Here is a 14799-nt window from a genome sequence, read left to right on the forward strand (position 1 = left end):
CCGCACCCGCCGAACGTCCTCGGCCAGCCCCTGCGCCGGCCGCGGCCGGGGGGCGTAGAGCGCCTCCTCGACCGCCGTGACCAGCCGGTGCACGGCCTCGGCGGCCTCGCCCTCCAGCCTCCCCAGCCGTACGACGCGCGCGGCGGCCGTCCGCGGCGTCGCGGACTCCTGGGGGGAGATGCCCAGATCCCAGGCGGAGTCGGTCGTCTCCCGCCATGCGGCGAACGCGAGGGCGCCGGGGCCGCCACCGTCCGCCAGCCGCCTGGACCGGATCCTGACGCGCCACAGGGCCGGCAGCGCCAGGATCCCCGCGGCGAGCAGCACCGCCGCCGCCACCGGCAGGACCCTGCCCACCGGGAAGCCGCCGGCGGCCCCGCCGTCCCGCGGTACGGCCGCCGCGCCGCAGTCCTCCGTGCCCTGCCCCGGAACGCACTCCTCGGAATCCGAAGGCTCCGGAAGCGGCTGCGCGCTGTCGTCCGGCCGCGGCTCGGGGACGTCCGGCTGCTCGGGGGAGGGCAGGTCGGGCTGGGTGTACTCCGGCACGCTGCCCCGGCTCGGGGTGGGCTCGAAGCGGGTCCAGCCCACGCCCTCGAAGTACAGCTCGGGCCAGGCGTGCGCGTCCTGCAGGCCCACCGCCATCCCGCCGCCGCCGTCGGAGGCCCCGGCCGTGAAGCCCACCGCGACCCGCGCCGGGATGTCCAGGGTGCGGGCCATGGCGGCCATGGAGAAGGCGAAGTGGACGCAGAAGCCCTCCCGGTCCTCCAGGAAGCGGGCGATGGCCGCGCTGCCGCTGCCGGCCTTCACCTGGGTGTCGTAGCGGAAGCCGCCCTGGGAGGAGAACCAGTCCTGGAGCCTCACGGCCCGCTCGTAGTCGCTGGACGCCCCCTCGGTGACGTTCCGCGCCGTCTCGGCCACCACGGACGGCAGCGACTCCGGTACGCCGGTGTACTCCTCGACGATCTGCGGTGAGGGCGCCGGGGCCTTTGACAGCTGCCGTGCGGTCGGCCGCACCGCCAGGCTGTCCACCTCGTACCGCACGCCCCGGGTGGTCTGCCCGCGGTCGCCGACGAGCGTGCGGCCCTCCGGCTCGAAGCGCCACCGGCCGTCGATGCGCACCTCGGCGGCCGGATACGGCATGGGCAGCCAGTTCTGGGCGTACCAGCCGGCGGCCCGGAAGGAGGTGGTGACGCGCTCGGTGCCCACGGACGGCGACAGCCCGGGCACCGGCGGGAGCGGACGCGGCAGATCGGTGATCCGGCGCTCCGACGGCCGCCAGGAGGTGCCGTCGAACCGGTCCAGCGCCACGATCCGCAGATACATGTCCGAGGTGTTCTCGGCGTCGGTGGTGTACGTCAGCACCGTGCGGTTGTCCGGCTGGTTCAGGCTGTCCTGGAGCGCGACCAGCGGATTGACCGCCGAGACCGTGCCGCCGCCGCCCCCCGTGCCCCGCCCCTGGCGCGCGGCGTCCAGCAGCCCGCCGCCCAGTGACGGCAGCAGCGCGGGCACCACCAGGGCGATGCCCAGCGCCACCGCGCCGATCCGCCGCCCGGTGCGCACCGGCGGCGGCGCCGCGTCACCGGGCCGCGCGGTACCGGGTCCGCCGCCGAACACCCGGCCCCACCGAGACAGCCGGTCCCGGCCCTCCGCCAGGAGCAGCAGGAGGTAGCCGCCCGCCGCGCACAGGAACCACAGACGGCTGCCCCCTTCCGGGGACAGCCCGGCCGCGACCGAGTACAGGGCCAGCAGCGGCAGCCCTGCGGGGGCCGCGGCACGGTACGTCACCGCCAGCGCGTCCACCAGCAGGCCGATGACGATCACGCCGCCGACCAGCAGCAGCCGGATGCCGTCGGTGACGGGGGCCGGGATCGAGAACCGGCCGACGTCCGCGGTGCCCTGTGCCAGCAGCGCGCCGAAGGCCTCGACGGCGTCCGGGCCCGGCAGCACACCGAGCACCGCGTCGTCGCGGACGAAGACGAAGGTCAGCAGCAGCAGCGACACCACCGCCTGAGCCGCCACCGCCGGCGGTCCGGCCGGTGTCATCCGCCGCACCACCGCGCCCACCGCGCTCTGGACGCCCAGCAGCAGGGCGGCCTGGAACAGCCAGCCCGCCGGGGCGACCAGCGGCAGCAGCGCGCACGCCGCCGCCAGGGTGGCCGCCCAGGCGCAGAACGCCAGCCGGGCCTGCACGCTCATCACCGTCCGCTCCTCGCCGTCCGCCCGGGCACCCCGCCCGCGGACCGGTCCGCCTGCCGCCACAGATCGGGCAGCGCCTCCCCGGGCGTGTAGGGCAGCACCGTCCAGCCCGCCTCGCGCAGCGACCGCTCCTTCTCCTCCTGCGCGGCCGGCTCGCGGAACCCGCGGGGGAGGAGGGCCACCGCGCCCCCCGCGCGCTGCCGCATCCGGCCGGCCAGTACCGTCTGCTCGTCGTCCAGCGAGCCGAGGAAGGCCACCAGCAGCCCTTCGTGCCCGCCGCCGCGCAGCGCCTCGTACGCCCGCGCCAGGCCCGGCTCGCCGGAGTGCTCCACCACCGCGAGGGTGTCCATGATCAGCCCGGCGGTGTCGGCGGCGGCGGTGTCCGTGCCGCCGCCGTCCGGTCCGGGCACCGGCGTGCCGGCGTCGGTCAGCAGCCGTACCGCGTAGCCGCGCTCCAGCAGGTGCACGGCGACCGAGGCGGCCCCCGAGACCGCCCACTCGAACGCGGACTCCGGACCGGAGCCGGCCCAGGCCGTCCGGCGGGTGTCCAGCAGCACGGTGCAGCGCGGCCGCTGCGGCTGCTCCTCGCGGCGCACCATCAGCTCCCCGTGGCGCGCGGTGGAGCGCCAGTGCACCCGGCGCAGGTCGTCGCCGTGGCGGTAGCCGCGCGGGATCACGTCGTCGTCGCCGGCCATGGCCAGGGAGCGGTGCCGCCCCTCGCCCAGGCCGGCCGCCTCCCCGGTCAGCCGCACGGGGGGCAGTTCCTCGGTCCGCGGCACGACGGTGAGGGTGTCGTGGGAGCTGAAGGCCCGGGTCAGCTCCACCATGCCGAACGGGTCCGTCAGCCGCAGCTGCAGCGGGCCTATCGGATAGCGCCCCCGCAGGTCGGAGCGGACCCGGTAGGAGACCTCGCGCCGGCCGCCCGGCTCCATCCGGTCCAGGACGAAGCGCGGACGCGGGCCCAGGACGTAGGGGACCTGGTCCTGGAGCATCAGAAGGGAGGTCGGCAGCCGCGAGACGTTGTCCAGCCGCAGGTGCACGCGGGCCTCCTCCCGGGCGGGCACGCGGACGGGGGACAGCCGCCGCGAGGCCGCCACGCGGTGGCGGGTGCGGTGCAGCACGACCACGCAGACCAGGGGCAGTGCGGCCAGCAGCACCCCCACCCGCAGCAGGTCGCCCTGGCCCAGCACGTAGGCGCACACCACAGCGGCCGCCCCCGCGGCCAGGAACGAGCGCCCCCGGGTGGTGAGCCCGGTGAGGGCGGCGCGCAGCGAACCCCGGTGCTCCTGTGCCCGAAGGCTCCCGTCCGCGCCGCCGGCGTCCCGGGCGGCTGTGCCGGGGCCGTCCATCACAGCCCCCGGCGGGAGGGCCGGCCGTACAGCGGGGGCTGCGAGGTCGCCTCCCGGTAGTTGGACGCGGGCACGGGAACGCGCCGCACGATGTCGAGGACGATCTGCTCGGAGGTGCGCCCGCCGAGCTGGACCTGGGCGGTGGGCAGCAGCCGGTGCGCGAGCACGGGCACGGCCAGTGCCTGCACGTCGTCGGGCAGCACGAAGTTCCGGCCTGCCAGGGCCGCCGCCGCCTTCGACGCCCGCAGCAGGTGCAGGGTGGCCCGGGGCGAGGCGCCCAGGCGCAGCTCGGGGTGGCCGCGGGTGCCGGCGACCAGGTCGACGGCGTACCGGCGGACCGGCTCGGAGACGTGCACGCCGCGCACCGCCTCCACCAGCTTGGCGATCTCGTGGGCGTGGGCGACCGGCTGGAGGTCGTCCAGCGGCGAGGGCCCGCCGTGCACGTCGAGCATCCGCAGCTCGGCCTCGGGGCTGGGGTAGCCGATCGACACCCGCACCATGAAGCGGTCGCGCTGCGCCTCGGGCAGCGGGTAGGTGCCCTCCATCTCGACCGGGTTCTGGGTGGCCACCACCATGAACGGGTCGGGCAGTTCGTAGCTGCGCCCGTCGACGGTGACCTGCCGCTCCTCCATCGACTCCAGCAGGGCCGACTGGGTCTTGGGGGACGCGCGGTTGATCTCGTCGCCGATCACGACCTGGGCGAAGATGGCGCCCGGCTTGAACTCGAACTCCTGGTGCTGCTGGTCGTAGACGCTCACCCCCGTGATGTCGGAGGGCAGCAGATCGGGGGTGAACTGGATTCTGCGCACCGAGCAGTCCACGGATCTGGCCAGCGCCTTGGCGAGCATGGTCTTGCCCACGCCCGGTACGTCCTCGATCAGCAGGTGCCCCTCGGCCAGCAGCACGGTCAGCGAGAGCCGTACGACCTCCGGCTTGCCCTCGATCACGCTCTCCACCGACCGGCGCACCCGGTCCGCCGTGGCGGTCAGATCGCTGAGATCAGCTCGTTCGTCATAGGTCGTCACCCGGCCCTCCTCGGCCCGCTCACGGGCCGGTCCGCCCCGCGGCGGGCCGGCCATCCCCGAACAACCGGCGCCTCCCTCGCAGCAGGTACCCGCGGGGGAGGGCCGTCACTCAGGCATTCTTCACTTACACAGCCTCACGCGTCACGATTCCGGGCCGTTCGCCGGATCGATCTCCCGGAGCAGACCGGTGGTGACGTCGAAGACGAAGCCGCGTACGTCGCCGGTGTGCAGCAGGAACGGTGAGGTACGTACCCGCTCCATCGACTGCCGCACGTCCTGGTCGGCGTCCTTGAAGGACTCGACGGCCCACGACGGCCGCTGGCCGACCTCCATCTCCAGCTCGTGCCGGAAGTCCTCGGTCAGGTTCAGCAGGCCGCAGCCGGTGTGGTGGATCAGTACGACGGAGCGCGTGCCCAGGGCGCGCTGGCTGATGGTCAGCGAGCGGATGACGTCGTCGGTGACCACGCCGCCGGCGTTGCGGATGGTGTGGCAGTCGCCGAGTTCGAGGCCGAGGGCGGCGTGGAGGTCCAGCCGGGCGTCCATGCAGGCGACGACGGCGACCTTCAGCACCGGCCGGGCGTCCATCCCCGGGTCGGCGAACTCGGCCGCGTAACGCTGGTTGGCTGCGACGAGGCGGTCGATGACCGGCCCCTCGGAGGAAGACGATGGCATGCCTACGACCGTAACCGTCCCGTCTCCGCCCGGCTCGGTGCGGGGCGGGCAAAGCCGGTCAACGCGCATGGTGTGTGAGGTAACCCACACCGGTGGCGCGCGGTCCTCCGTGCGGGTGGAACCGGCCGCGGTTTCCGGGGCGCGCCCGCGCGGGGAAGCGGCCGTGACGCGCCTGACCAGTTGGTTGACCGGGGGGACGAGTGGACTAAAGTGACGCGAAGCGGGAGCCGGGCAAGCGCCGGGCTCCCCTGCCGAATCCCGAGATCCCCATGTGCGCGGGCGCGCGTACGGCCGCGTACGGCCCGGCCTCCTCCCGCTCCCGGCCGGCCGGCGCCCCTTCCCCGGTGCCGACCGCCGCTCTTCCCCTTCGCGAGCGGGCGGGGACCAGGCCGTACGGGCCCGCTCAAGGAGAGTCCAGTGAGCACCAACGAGCGGCACGTCCCGGTCATGCTCCGGCGCTGCCTGGACCTGCTCGCCCCCGCCCTGGGCGAGCCCGGCGCCACCGTCGTGGACTGCACCCTCGGACTGGGCGGTCACAGCGAGGCGTTGCTGTCGCAGTTCCCGGACGTCCGGCTGATCGGCCTGGACCGCGATCCGGCCGCGCTGGAACTGGCCGGCGAGCGCCTGGCCCGCTTCGGCGACCGCGCCGCCCTGGTGCACGCCGTCTACGACGAACTGCCCGAGGTGCTGGGGCGGCTCGGCGTGCCGCGCGTGCGGGGAGTCCTGTTCGACCTCGGCGTGTCCTCCATGCAGCTCGACGAGGCCGAGCGCGGTTTCGCGTACTCCAGGGACGCGCCGCTGGACATGCGGATGGACCAGAGCAGGGGCGTCAGCGCCGCGGAGGTCCTCAACACCTACCCGCCCGGTGAACTGGTGCGCATCCTGCGCGCCTACGGCGAGGAGAAGCAGGCCAGGCGGATCGTCTCCGCGATCGTGCGAGAGCGCGAGAAGGAGCCCTTCACCGGCAGCGCCCGGCTGGTCGAGCTGATCCGCGAGGCGCTGCCGCAGGCCGCCAAGCGGACCGGAGGCAACCCCGCCAAGCGCACCTTCCAGGCGCTGCGAATCGAGGTCAACGGCGAACTGGCCGTGCTGGAGCGGGCGTTGCCGGCCGCCGTCGCCGCGCTGGAGGTGGGCGGCCGGATCGCGGTCCTGTCCTACCACTCGCTGGAGGACCGCCTGGTCAAGCAGGTCCTCGCCGCGGGCGCCACCAGCACCGCGCCACCGGGGCTGCCGGTGGTCCCCGAGCGCTACCAGCCCCGGCTGAGGCTGCTGACCCGGGGGGCGGAACTGCCCACCGAGGAAGAGGTCGCCGAGAACCGCCGCGCCGCCCCCGCCCGGCTGCGCGGCGCCGAGCGCATCCGGGAGGAGCCCTGAAGGACGCACCGAAGGCCGCACCCGGGACCGCCGGGAAACCGGCCTCCCCGACGCCCCAGCAGCGACTGGCCAGACTGGCGCGACTGGTTCCCGCAGGCGCCCCCTCCGCACCGGCCCGCGCCCCCTTCGTACTGCTGGTGGTCCTGCTGCTCGGCTCCGGGCTGCTGGCCCTGCTGCTGCTCAACTCGGCCGTCAACCAGGGATCCTTCGAACTCCGGGAGCTGGAGAAGCGGGCCGGGGAACTGGCGGACGAGGAGCAGGCGCTCCAGCAGGAGCTGGACTCCTTCTCCGCCCCGGACGCGCTGGCCGAACGGGCCGGGGAGCTGGGCCTGGTGCCCGGCGGGAACCCCGCCTTCATCCTCCCGGACGGCACCGTCCGGGGCATGCCCGAACCGGCCCCCGCCGCGCCCGAGGGGGAGGAGGCCCCGTGAGCGAACGCCCCCAGCGCCCCCGCCGCCCCCGCGGTGCGCAGCCCGCCCCGCGTTCCGCCGCGTCCCGCTCCGCCGCCGCGTCCCGCTCCGCCCGCGCGCCCCGGCCCGCCGCCCGCGCACCCCGCCCCAGGCCCGGCACCGTACGGCTGGGCAGCCCCCGGCCCCGGCTGAGGCTGTTCGGCGTCCTGCTGACCCTGGTGATGCTGGCCTTCACCGTGCGCCTGCTCCAGGTGCAGGCCGTGGACGCGAGCACCTACGCCGCCAAGGCCGACGTCAACCGCTACATCACCGTCCCGCTCGCCGCCGAGCGCGGCACCGTCACCGACCGCGACGGCGTCGCCCTGGCCACCACGGTCGACGCGTACGACATCACCGCCGACCCCTACCTGTTCACCCCCGACCAGACGAAGGTCCCCGACGCGCCCGCCCAGGCGGCCGAGCTGCTCGCCCCCGTCCTCGGAGTGGACGAGGAGACGCTCACCGAGCGGCTCTCCCGCAAGGAGACCCGCTACGTCCTCCTGGCCCGGCAGCAGTCCCCGCAGGTCTGGCGGCAGATCACCGACCTCAAGCGCGTGCTGGCCGGCCGGCAGCGCGCCGGCGGGGGCCACCACGTACTGGCCGGGGTGTACTCCGAGGAGCACGCCAAACGGGTCTACCCGGGAGGGGACCTCGCGGCCGCCGTGCTCGGCTTCGTCAACTCCGAGGGCAAGGGAAGCGGCGGCCTGGAGGCGAAGTTCGACAAGGTGCTGGCCGGGAAGGACGGCAAGATCACCTACGCCCAGTCCGGCGGCCGCCAGGTGCCCACCGCGGGCGAGCACGAACAGCCCGCGCGCCCCGGCTCGGACGTGGAGCTGACCCTGGACCGCGACATCCAGTGGGCCGCGCAGAGCGCCATCGAGGAGCGGGTCGAGAAGTCCGACGCCGACAGCGGCTACGTGATCGTCCAGGACGTCCGCACCGGCGAGATCCTCGCCATGGCCAACGCGCCCGGCTACGACCCCGGCGACCTGTCCACGGCGAGCGCCTCCGCACTGCGCAACGGCGCCGTGGAGGACGCCTACGAGCCGGGCTCCACCAGCAAGGTGATGTCCATGGCCGCGGTCCTGGAGGAGGGCGTGGCCACTCCGGGCACCCACGTCGTGGTGCCCAACCGGCTGCCGCGCGCGGACCGCAGCTTCGCCGACGACGTCGACCACCCCACCTGGTACCTCACCCTCAACGGGGTGCTCGCCAAGTCCAGCAACATCGGCACCATCCTGGCCGTCGAGCAGCTCGGCGACACCCAGGCGGAGGCCAACCGGGTGCTCCACTCCTACCTGCGCAAGTTCGGCCTCGGGCAGAGGAGCGGACTGGACTTCCCCGGCGAGACCCCCGGCATCCTCGCCGACCCCGGGGACTGGAACGCCTCGCAGCAGTACACCATCCCCTTCGGCCAGGGCCTGTCGATCAACGCCGTCCAGGCGGCCTCGGTCTACTCCACCATCGCCAACGGGGGCGTGCGCGTCGAACCGTCCCTGGTACGCGGCACCACCGGGCCCGACGGGGAGTGGAAGCCCGCGCCTGAGCCGCAGCGGACCCGCGTCGTCGGCGAGAAGACCGCCACGACGCTCGCCGCCATGCTGGAGTCGGTGGTGGCGGACATGGAGGGCACCGGCACCACCGCGCGGATCCCCGGCTACCGGGTGGCGGGCAAGACCGGCACGGCCAACCGGGTGGACCCCGAGACGGGCCGCTACAACGGCTACACCTCCTCCTTCGCCGGGTTCGCCCCGGCCGACGATCCCCGCGTCACCGTCTACTGCGCCGTGCAGAACCCCAAGAAGGGCAGCTACTTCGGCAGCGAGGTGTGCGGCCCGGTGTACCAGCAGGTCATGAAGTACGCGCTCAAGGCCCTGCGGATCCCCCCGACCGGCGCCGAGCCCCCGCGTCTGCCCGTCACCTTCGACCCCGGGGACTGACCCGGGAACCGACCGGAAAGCGACCGTGAGAACCATCGACGACCTCCCCCGCAACAGCCCCGGCGCCACCGGCGGCGCGCCCGGCACACCCGGCCCCTCGCTTCGCGGCGGGCCCGGCACGGCGGGTACGCTCACCGCCGTGCCACACGCTGATCAGACCCCATCCCTGCCCCCGGCCCCGCCCCGCCCGGAGCGGGTCCGTCCCGTGCCGCTGGCGGAGCTGGCCCGGCGGCTGGGGGTCGCGGCCCCCGAGGGCGACGCGGCCGTCACCGGCATCACCCACGACTCGCGCGCCGTACGCCCCGGCGACGTCTACATCGCGCGTCCGGGGGCCCGCTTCCACGGCGCGGACTTCGCCGTCCAGGCGGCCCGCCTGGGCGCCGTCGCGGTGCTCACCGACCCCACGGGCACCGAGCGGGCCGCCGCCACCGGTCTGCCGGTGCTGACGGTGACCGAGCCGCGCGATGTGATGGGCGACCTGGCCGCCGCCATCTACGGAGACCCGGGCCGGGACCTGCTGCAGATCGGCATCACCGGCACCTCCGGCAAGACCACCACCGCCTACCTCGTCGAGGGCGGGCTGCGGGCCGCGGCGAAGGAGGGGGAGGCCACCGGGCTGATCGGCACGGTCGAGTCCCGCATCGGCGACGAGCGGATCAAGTCCGAGCGCACCACCCCCGAGGCCACCGAGCTCCAGGCGCTGTTCGCGGTGATGCGCGAGCGCGGGGTGCGCTCCGTGGTCATGGAGGTCTCCAGCCACGCGCTGGTGCTGGGCCGGGTGGACGGCTGCGTCTTCGACGTCGCCGTCTTCAACAACCTCAGCCCCGAGCACCTGGACTTCCATCCGGACATGGAGGACTACTTCCGGGCCAAGGCGCAGCTGTTCACGAAGGCCCGCTCCCGCGCCGGAGTGGTCAACATCGACGACGAGTACGGGCAGCGGCTGGCCGCCGGGGTCAGCGAGGTCCCCGTCACCACCTTCTCCGCCGAGGGCCACCCGGACGCCGACTGGCGCGCGAGCGACGTGGAGATCGGCCCGCTCGGCTCCACCTTCACCGTCATCGGCCCGGACGGCGAGACGGTCCGCGCCGCCGCCCCCCTGCCCGGCCCGTTCAACGTCGCCAACGCGCTGGCGGCCATCACCGCCCTGGTCACCGCCGGGATCGACCTGAAGACCGCGGCCGAGGGCGTCGCCGCGGTGCCCGGCGTACCGGGCCGCCTGGAGCGCGTGGACGCCGGCCAGCCGTACCTGGCGGTCGTGGACTACGCGCACAAGCCCGACGCCGTCGACTCCGTGCTGCGCGCGCTGCGCAAGGTCACCGGGGGCCGGGTGCACGCGGTGCTCGGCTGCGGCGGCGACCGCGACCCGCACAAGCGCCCCGCCATGGGCGCCGCACTGGCCCGGCTGGCCGACACCGCCGTCCTGACCTCCGACAACCCGCGCTCGGAGGACCCGCTGGCCATTCTCGCCGCCATGCTCGCGGGCGCGGCCGAGGTCCCCGTCCACGAGCGCGGCACCGTCCTGGTGGAGGAGGACCGTGCCGCCGCCATCGCGGCGGCCGTCGCCCGGGCCGAGCCCGGGGACACGGTGCTGGTGGCCGGCAAGGGCCACGAACTGGGCCAGGACATCGCCGGGGTGATCCGCCCCTTCGACGACCGCGAGGTGCTGCGCGAGGCCGTCGAGCGGGCCATGGCCGCCCGGCGGGACGCGGGGCGGAACGCCGCGGGCGCCGAGGGCGACGGGGACACCGGGGAGAGCGCGTCGTGATCCCGCTGACCCCCGCAGAGATCGCCGGCATCGTCTCCGGCCGTGTCCACGACATACCGGACCCGGAGCCGACCGTCACCGGCCCCGTGGTCAAGGACTCCCGGGAGGTGCGCCCCGGCGCCCTCTTCGTCGCCTTCGCGGGGGCCCGGGTGGACGGCCACGACTACGCCGCCCGCGCCGTCGCCGACGGCGCGGCGGCCGTGCTGGCCGCCCGGCCCGTCGGCGTGCCCGCGATCGTCGTCGACGACGTGGAGGCCGCCCTGGGAGCCCTGGCCCGCCATGTGGTGCGGCGGCTGGGCACCACCGTCGTCGCCCTCACCGGCTCCGCCGGCAAGACCAGCACCAAGGACCTGATCGCCCAGCTCCTGCGGCGGCTGGGCCCGACGGTCTTCACCCCCGGCTCGCTCAACAACGAGATCGGCCTGCCGCTGACCGCGCTGAGCGCCGAGGAGGGCACCCGCCACCTCGTGCTGGAGATGGGCGCCCGCGGCATCGGCCACATCCGCTACCTGACCGGACTGACCCCGCCGCGCATCGGCGTGGTCCTCAACGTCGGGTCCGCCCACATCGGCGAGTTCGGCGGCCGGGAGCAGATCGCCCTGGCCAAGGGCGAGCTGGTGGAGTCCCTCCCCCCGGCGGACGAGGGCGGCGTCGCCGTCCTCAACGCCGACGACCCCCTGGTGCGCGCCATGCGCGCCCGCACCGAGGCACGCGTCCTCCTCTTCGGCGAGGCCGAGGAGGCCGACATCCGTGCCGAGAATGTCCGTCTCACCCCGAAGGGGCAGCCCGCCTTCACCCTCCACACCCCCACCGGGTGCAGTGATGTGACCATGCGCCTGTACGGTGAGCACCACGTGTCGAACGCGCTCGCCGCGGCCGCCGTAGCCCACGAGTTGGGCATGCCCGCCGAAGGGATCGCCACCGCGCTCTCCGAGGCCGGCACGCTCTCCCGCTGGCGGATGGAGGTCACCGAGCGCTCGGACGGCGTGACCGTCGTCAACGACGCCTACAACGCGAACCCCGAGTCCGTGCGGGCCGCCCTCCGCGCGCTCGCCGCCATGGGCAAGGGGCGTCGCACGTGGGCGGTGCTCGGCGAGATGGCCGAGCTCGGCGAGGAGTCGCTCGCCGAGCACGACGCGGTCGGACGGATGGCCGTCCGGCTCAACGTCAGCAAGCTCGTGGCGGTCGGCGGCCGGGAGGCCCGCTGGATCGACATGGGCGCCAAGAACGAGGGTTCGTGGGGTGAGGAGTCGGTGCACGTGTCCGACGCGCAGGCGGCAATCGACCTGTTGCGCGACGATCTGCGGCCGGGGGATGTCGTGCTGGTGAAGGCCTCCAGGTCGGCCGGCCTGGAGAAGGTGGCGCTCGCGCTGGTCGAGGGCAGGGGTATCCCCGCCGAGGGCAGGGGAGAGGTCGCCGGCCGATGATGAGGCAGATCCTCTTCTCCGGGGTCATCGGGCTCTTCCTGACCCTGATCGGCACTCCGCTGCTGATCAAACTGCTGGCCCGCAAGGGCTACGGGCAGTACATCCGCGACGACGGCCCGCGGGACCACCACAGCAAGCGCGGCACCCCCACCATGGGCGGCATCGCCTTCATCCTGGCGACGCTGATCGCCTACGCGCTCACCAAGGTCATCACCGGCGAGCAGCCGTCGTTCTCCGGCGTCCTGGTGCTCTTCCTGATGGCGGGCATGGGCCTGGTCGGCTTCCTCGACGACTACATCAAGATCGTCAAGCAGCGGAGCCTGGGCCTGCGGGCCAAGGCCAAGATGCTCGGCCAGCTCATCGTCGGCATCGCCTTCGCGGTCCTGTCGCTCAACTTCGCCGACTCCCGCGGCCAGACCCCGGCCTCCACCAAGCTCTCCTTCACCCAGGACTTCGGCTGGTCGATCGGCCCGGTGCTCTTCGTGATCTGGGCGCTGTTCATGATCCTGGCGATGTCCAACGGCGTGAACCTCACCGACGGCCTCGACGGCCTGGCCACCGGCGCCTCGGTGATGGTCTTCGGCGCCTACACCTTCATCGGGGTGTGGCAGTACCAGGACTCCTGCGCGCTGACCGGCAGCCCGAGCTGCTTCGAGGTGCGCGATCCGCTGGACCTCGCGGTCGTCGCCTCGGCCCTGATGGGCGCCTGTTTCGGCTTCCTGTGGTGGAACACCTCGCCCGCCAAGATCTTCATGGGCGACACCGGCTCGCTGGCGCTGGGCGGCGCGCTGGCCGGCCTGGCCATCGTCTCCCGCACCGAGCTGCTGCTCGCCCTGCTCGGCGGCCTGTTCGTCCTCATCACCATGTCCGTCGTCATCCAGGTCGGCTCGTTCCGGCTGACGGGCAAGCGGGTCTTCAGAATGGCACCGCTCCAGCACCACTTCGAGCTCAAGGGCTGGAGCGAGGTGCTGGTCGTGGTCCGCTTCTGGATCATCCAGGGCATGTGCGTGATCGTCGGAATCGGCCTGTTCTACGCCGGTTGGGCGGCCGGGAAATGACGCGCGGCCCCGTCGGCGAGGAGTTCGCCGGGAAGCACGTCACCGTCGCAGGCCTCGGCGTCTCCGGAATCCCCGCCGCGCGCGTGCTGCGGTCCCTGGGCGCGGAGGTGACGGTCGTCAACGACGGCGACGACGAGCGCGCCCGGCGGCAGGCCGCCGAACTGGAGGAGCTGGGGGCCGCGGTGCGCCTCGGCGACGGGGCCACCCTGCCCGAGGGCACCGAACTGGTCGTCACCACGCCCGGCTGGCGGCCGGACAAGCCGCTGTTCGCGGCGGCCGCGGCCGCCGGGGTGCCGGTGTGGGGCGACGTGGAGCTGGCCTGGCGGCTGCGCGGCCCCGGCGCCGCACCCTGGCTGGCCGTCACCGGCACCAACGGCAAGACCACCACCGTGCGCATGCTCGCCTCCGTCCTGGAGGCCGCCGGGCTGCGCACCGCGGCGGTCGGCAACATCGGCGTCTCGCTGCTGGACGCGGTCCTGGGCGGCGAACCGTACGACGTGCTCGCGGTGGAGCTGTCCAGCTACCAGCTCCACTGGTCCTCCTCGGTGCGCCCCCACTCGGCCGCGGTGCTCAACCTGGCGCCCGACCACCTCGACTGGCACGGCTCGATGGAGGCGTACGCCGCCGACAAGGGCCGGATCTACGAGGGCAACCGGGTCGCCTGCGTCTACAACACCGCCGACCCCCTCACCGAGGAACTGGTGCGCCGCGCCGACGTGGTGGAGGGCTGCCGGGCGATCGGCTTCACCCTCGGCGCCCCCGCACCCTCCCAACTCGGCGTCGTGGACGGCGTACTGGTGGACCGGGCCTTCGTCCCCGACAGGCGGAGGCAGGCGCAGGAGCTGGCCGAGGTGGCGGACGTCGACCCGCCCGCCCCGCACAACATCGCCAACGCCCTGGCCGCCGCCGCCCTGGCCCGCGCCTTCGGCGTGGAGCCGGGAGCGGTGCGCGACGGACTGCGCGCCTTCCGGCCCGACCCGCACCGCATCGAGCACGTCGCCGACGTGGACGGAGTGGCCTACGTCGACGACTCCAAGGCGACCAACACCCATGCCGCCGAGGCTTCCCTGAAGGCCTACGACCCGGTGGTGTGGATCGCCGGAGGACTGGCCAAGGGAGCCGTCTTCGACGAGCTGGTCGCCGGGGCCGCCGAGCGGCTGCGCGCGGCGGTGCTGATCGGCGCGGACCGCAGGCTGATCCGTGAAGCGCTGGCGCGACACGCCCCGGATGTCCCGGTCGTCGACCTCGACCGGACCGACACTGGGGCGATGGCGGCGGCGGTCGGCGAGGCCGCCCGGCTGGCCCGCCCCGGGGACACCGTCCTGCTGGCTCCGGCCTGCGCCTCGATGGACATGTTCACCGACTACCACGCGCGCGGGGAGGCCTTCGCCGCCGCGGTCCGCGACCTGGCCGCGGACCGGCCCGCGGCGCGGGAGCGATAACCCGCCGGTCCCCGCGCCGCGGGCCGGCCCGGGGAGACAGGAGGGGACGGATGACGGCCGAGCCACCAGCAACGCCCGCGGCGGCTGCCGCGGCCGGCCTGG

11 protein-coding genes are annotated in these 14799 nt (G+C 74.4%); 7 read left to right on the forward strand and 4 right to left on the reverse strand.

The window, feature by feature from the left end; all coding sequences use genetic code 11:
* From ACLIYP_RS24810 to ACLIYP_RS24825, 4 genes are all read right to left on the reverse strand, one after another.
* On the reverse strand, nucleotides 1–2193 hold a 2193-nt coding region (locus tag ACLIYP_RS24810; protein ID WP_412715335.1), incomplete at its 3' end, for a transglutaminaseTgpA domain-containing protein.
* Nucleotides 2193–3542: a DUF58 domain-containing protein gene (locus ACLIYP_RS24815; protein ID WP_412715336.1), complete on the reverse strand. Its 1350-nt coding sequence runs from the start codon at nucleotides 3540–3542 to the stop codon at nucleotides 2193–2195. The genes ACLIYP_RS24815 and ACLIYP_RS24810, both read right to left, overlap by 1 nt.
* Nucleotides 3542–4567, reverse strand: coding sequence for an AAA family ATPase (locus tag ACLIYP_RS24820; RefSeq protein WP_412715337.1), 1026 nt, complete (start codon nucleotides 4565–4567; stop codon nucleotides 3542–3544). The genes ACLIYP_RS24815 and ACLIYP_RS24820 overlap by 1 nt, the downstream gene beginning before the upstream one ends.
* Before the next feature lie 141 nt (nucleotides 4568–4708).
* Nucleotides 4709–5239, reverse strand: coding sequence for a beta-class carbonic anhydrase (locus ACLIYP_RS24825; RefSeq protein ID WP_412715338.1), 531 nt, complete (start codon nucleotides 5237–5239; stop codon nucleotides 4709–4711).
* Nucleotides 5240–5656: 417 nt separating this feature from the next.
* Here ACLIYP_RS24825 and rsmH point away from each other — a divergent pair, with 417 nt between their 5' ends.
* From rsmH to murD, 7 genes are all read left to right on the forward strand, one after another.
* A complete protein-coding gene (gene rsmH / locus ACLIYP_RS24830) occupies nucleotides 5657–6613 on the forward strand; it encodes a 16S rRNA (cytosine(1402)-N(4))-methyltransferase RsmH (protein WP_412715339.1) in 957 nt (318 codons plus the stop codon).
* Nucleotides 6614–6750: 137 nt separating this feature from the next.
* The gene (locus tag ACLIYP_RS24835; RefSeq protein WP_412715340.1) at nucleotides 6751–7044 is read left to right on the forward strand and encodes a hypothetical protein; all 294 of its coding nucleotides are present in this window, start codon (nucleotides 6751–6753) and stop codon (nucleotides 7042–7044) included.
* A complete protein-coding gene (locus ACLIYP_RS24840; RefSeq protein ID WP_412715341.1) occupies nucleotides 7041–9002 on the forward strand; it encodes a peptidoglycan D,D-transpeptidase FtsI family protein in 1962 nt (653 codons plus the stop codon). Before ACLIYP_RS24835 ends, ACLIYP_RS24840 begins: the two co-directional genes overlap by 4 nt.
* A gap of 34 nt (nucleotides 9003–9036) precedes the next feature.
* Nucleotides 9037–10770, forward strand: a complete 1734-nt coding sequence (locus ACLIYP_RS24845) for a UDP-N-acetylmuramoyl-L-alanyl-D-glutamate--2,6-diaminopimelate ligase (protein WP_412715344.1) — start codon at nucleotides 9037–9039, stop codon at nucleotides 10768–10770.
* Nucleotides 10767–12197: a UDP-N-acetylmuramoyl-tripeptide--D-alanyl-D-alanine ligase gene (locus ACLIYP_RS24850; protein WP_412715342.1), complete on the forward strand. Its 1431-nt coding sequence runs from the start codon at nucleotides 10767–10769 to the stop codon at nucleotides 12195–12197. Before ACLIYP_RS24845 ends, ACLIYP_RS24850 begins: the two co-directional genes overlap by 4 nt.
* On the forward strand, nucleotides 12197–13255 hold the full coding sequence (gene mraY, locus ACLIYP_RS24855) for a phospho-N-acetylmuramoyl-pentapeptide-transferase (RefSeq protein WP_093655209.1): 1059 nt from the start codon (nucleotides 12197–12199) through the stop codon (nucleotides 13253–13255). The genes ACLIYP_RS24850 and mraY overlap by 1 nt, the downstream gene beginning before the upstream one ends.
* The gene (murD, locus tag ACLIYP_RS24860; RefSeq protein WP_412715343.1) at nucleotides 13252–14697 is read left to right on the forward strand and encodes a UDP-N-acetylmuramoyl-L-alanine--D-glutamate ligase; all 1446 of its coding nucleotides are present in this window, start codon (nucleotides 13252–13254) and stop codon (nucleotides 14695–14697) included. The genes mraY and murD overlap by 4 nt, the downstream gene beginning before the upstream one ends.
* Nucleotides 14698–14799: the final 102 nt, after the last annotated feature.

The organism is Streptomyces nanhaiensis (assembly GCF_046614825.1).
Classification (GTDB): domain Bacteria; phylum Actinomycetota; class Actinomycetes; order Streptomycetales; family Streptomycetaceae; genus Streptomyces; species Streptomyces radiopugnans.

Bases quoted from the DNA above. Each gene is read 5' to 3' on its own strand.
- ACLIYP_RS24815 (WP_412715336.1), bottom strand. From the start codon at position 3,542: ATGGACGGCCCCGGCACAGCCGCCCGGGACGCCGGCGGCGCGGACGGG.
- ACLIYP_RS24825 (WP_412715338.1), bottom strand. From the start codon at position 5,239: ATGCCATCGTCTTCCTCCGAGGGGCCGGTCATCGACCGCCTCGTCGCA.
- mraY (WP_093655209.1), top strand. From the start codon at position 12,197: ATGAGGCAGATCCTCTTCTCCGGGGTCATCGGGCTCTTCCTGACCCTG.
- murD (WP_412715343.1), top strand. From the start codon at position 13,252: ATGACGCGCGGCCCCGTCGGCGAGGAGTTCGCCGGGAAGCACGTCACC.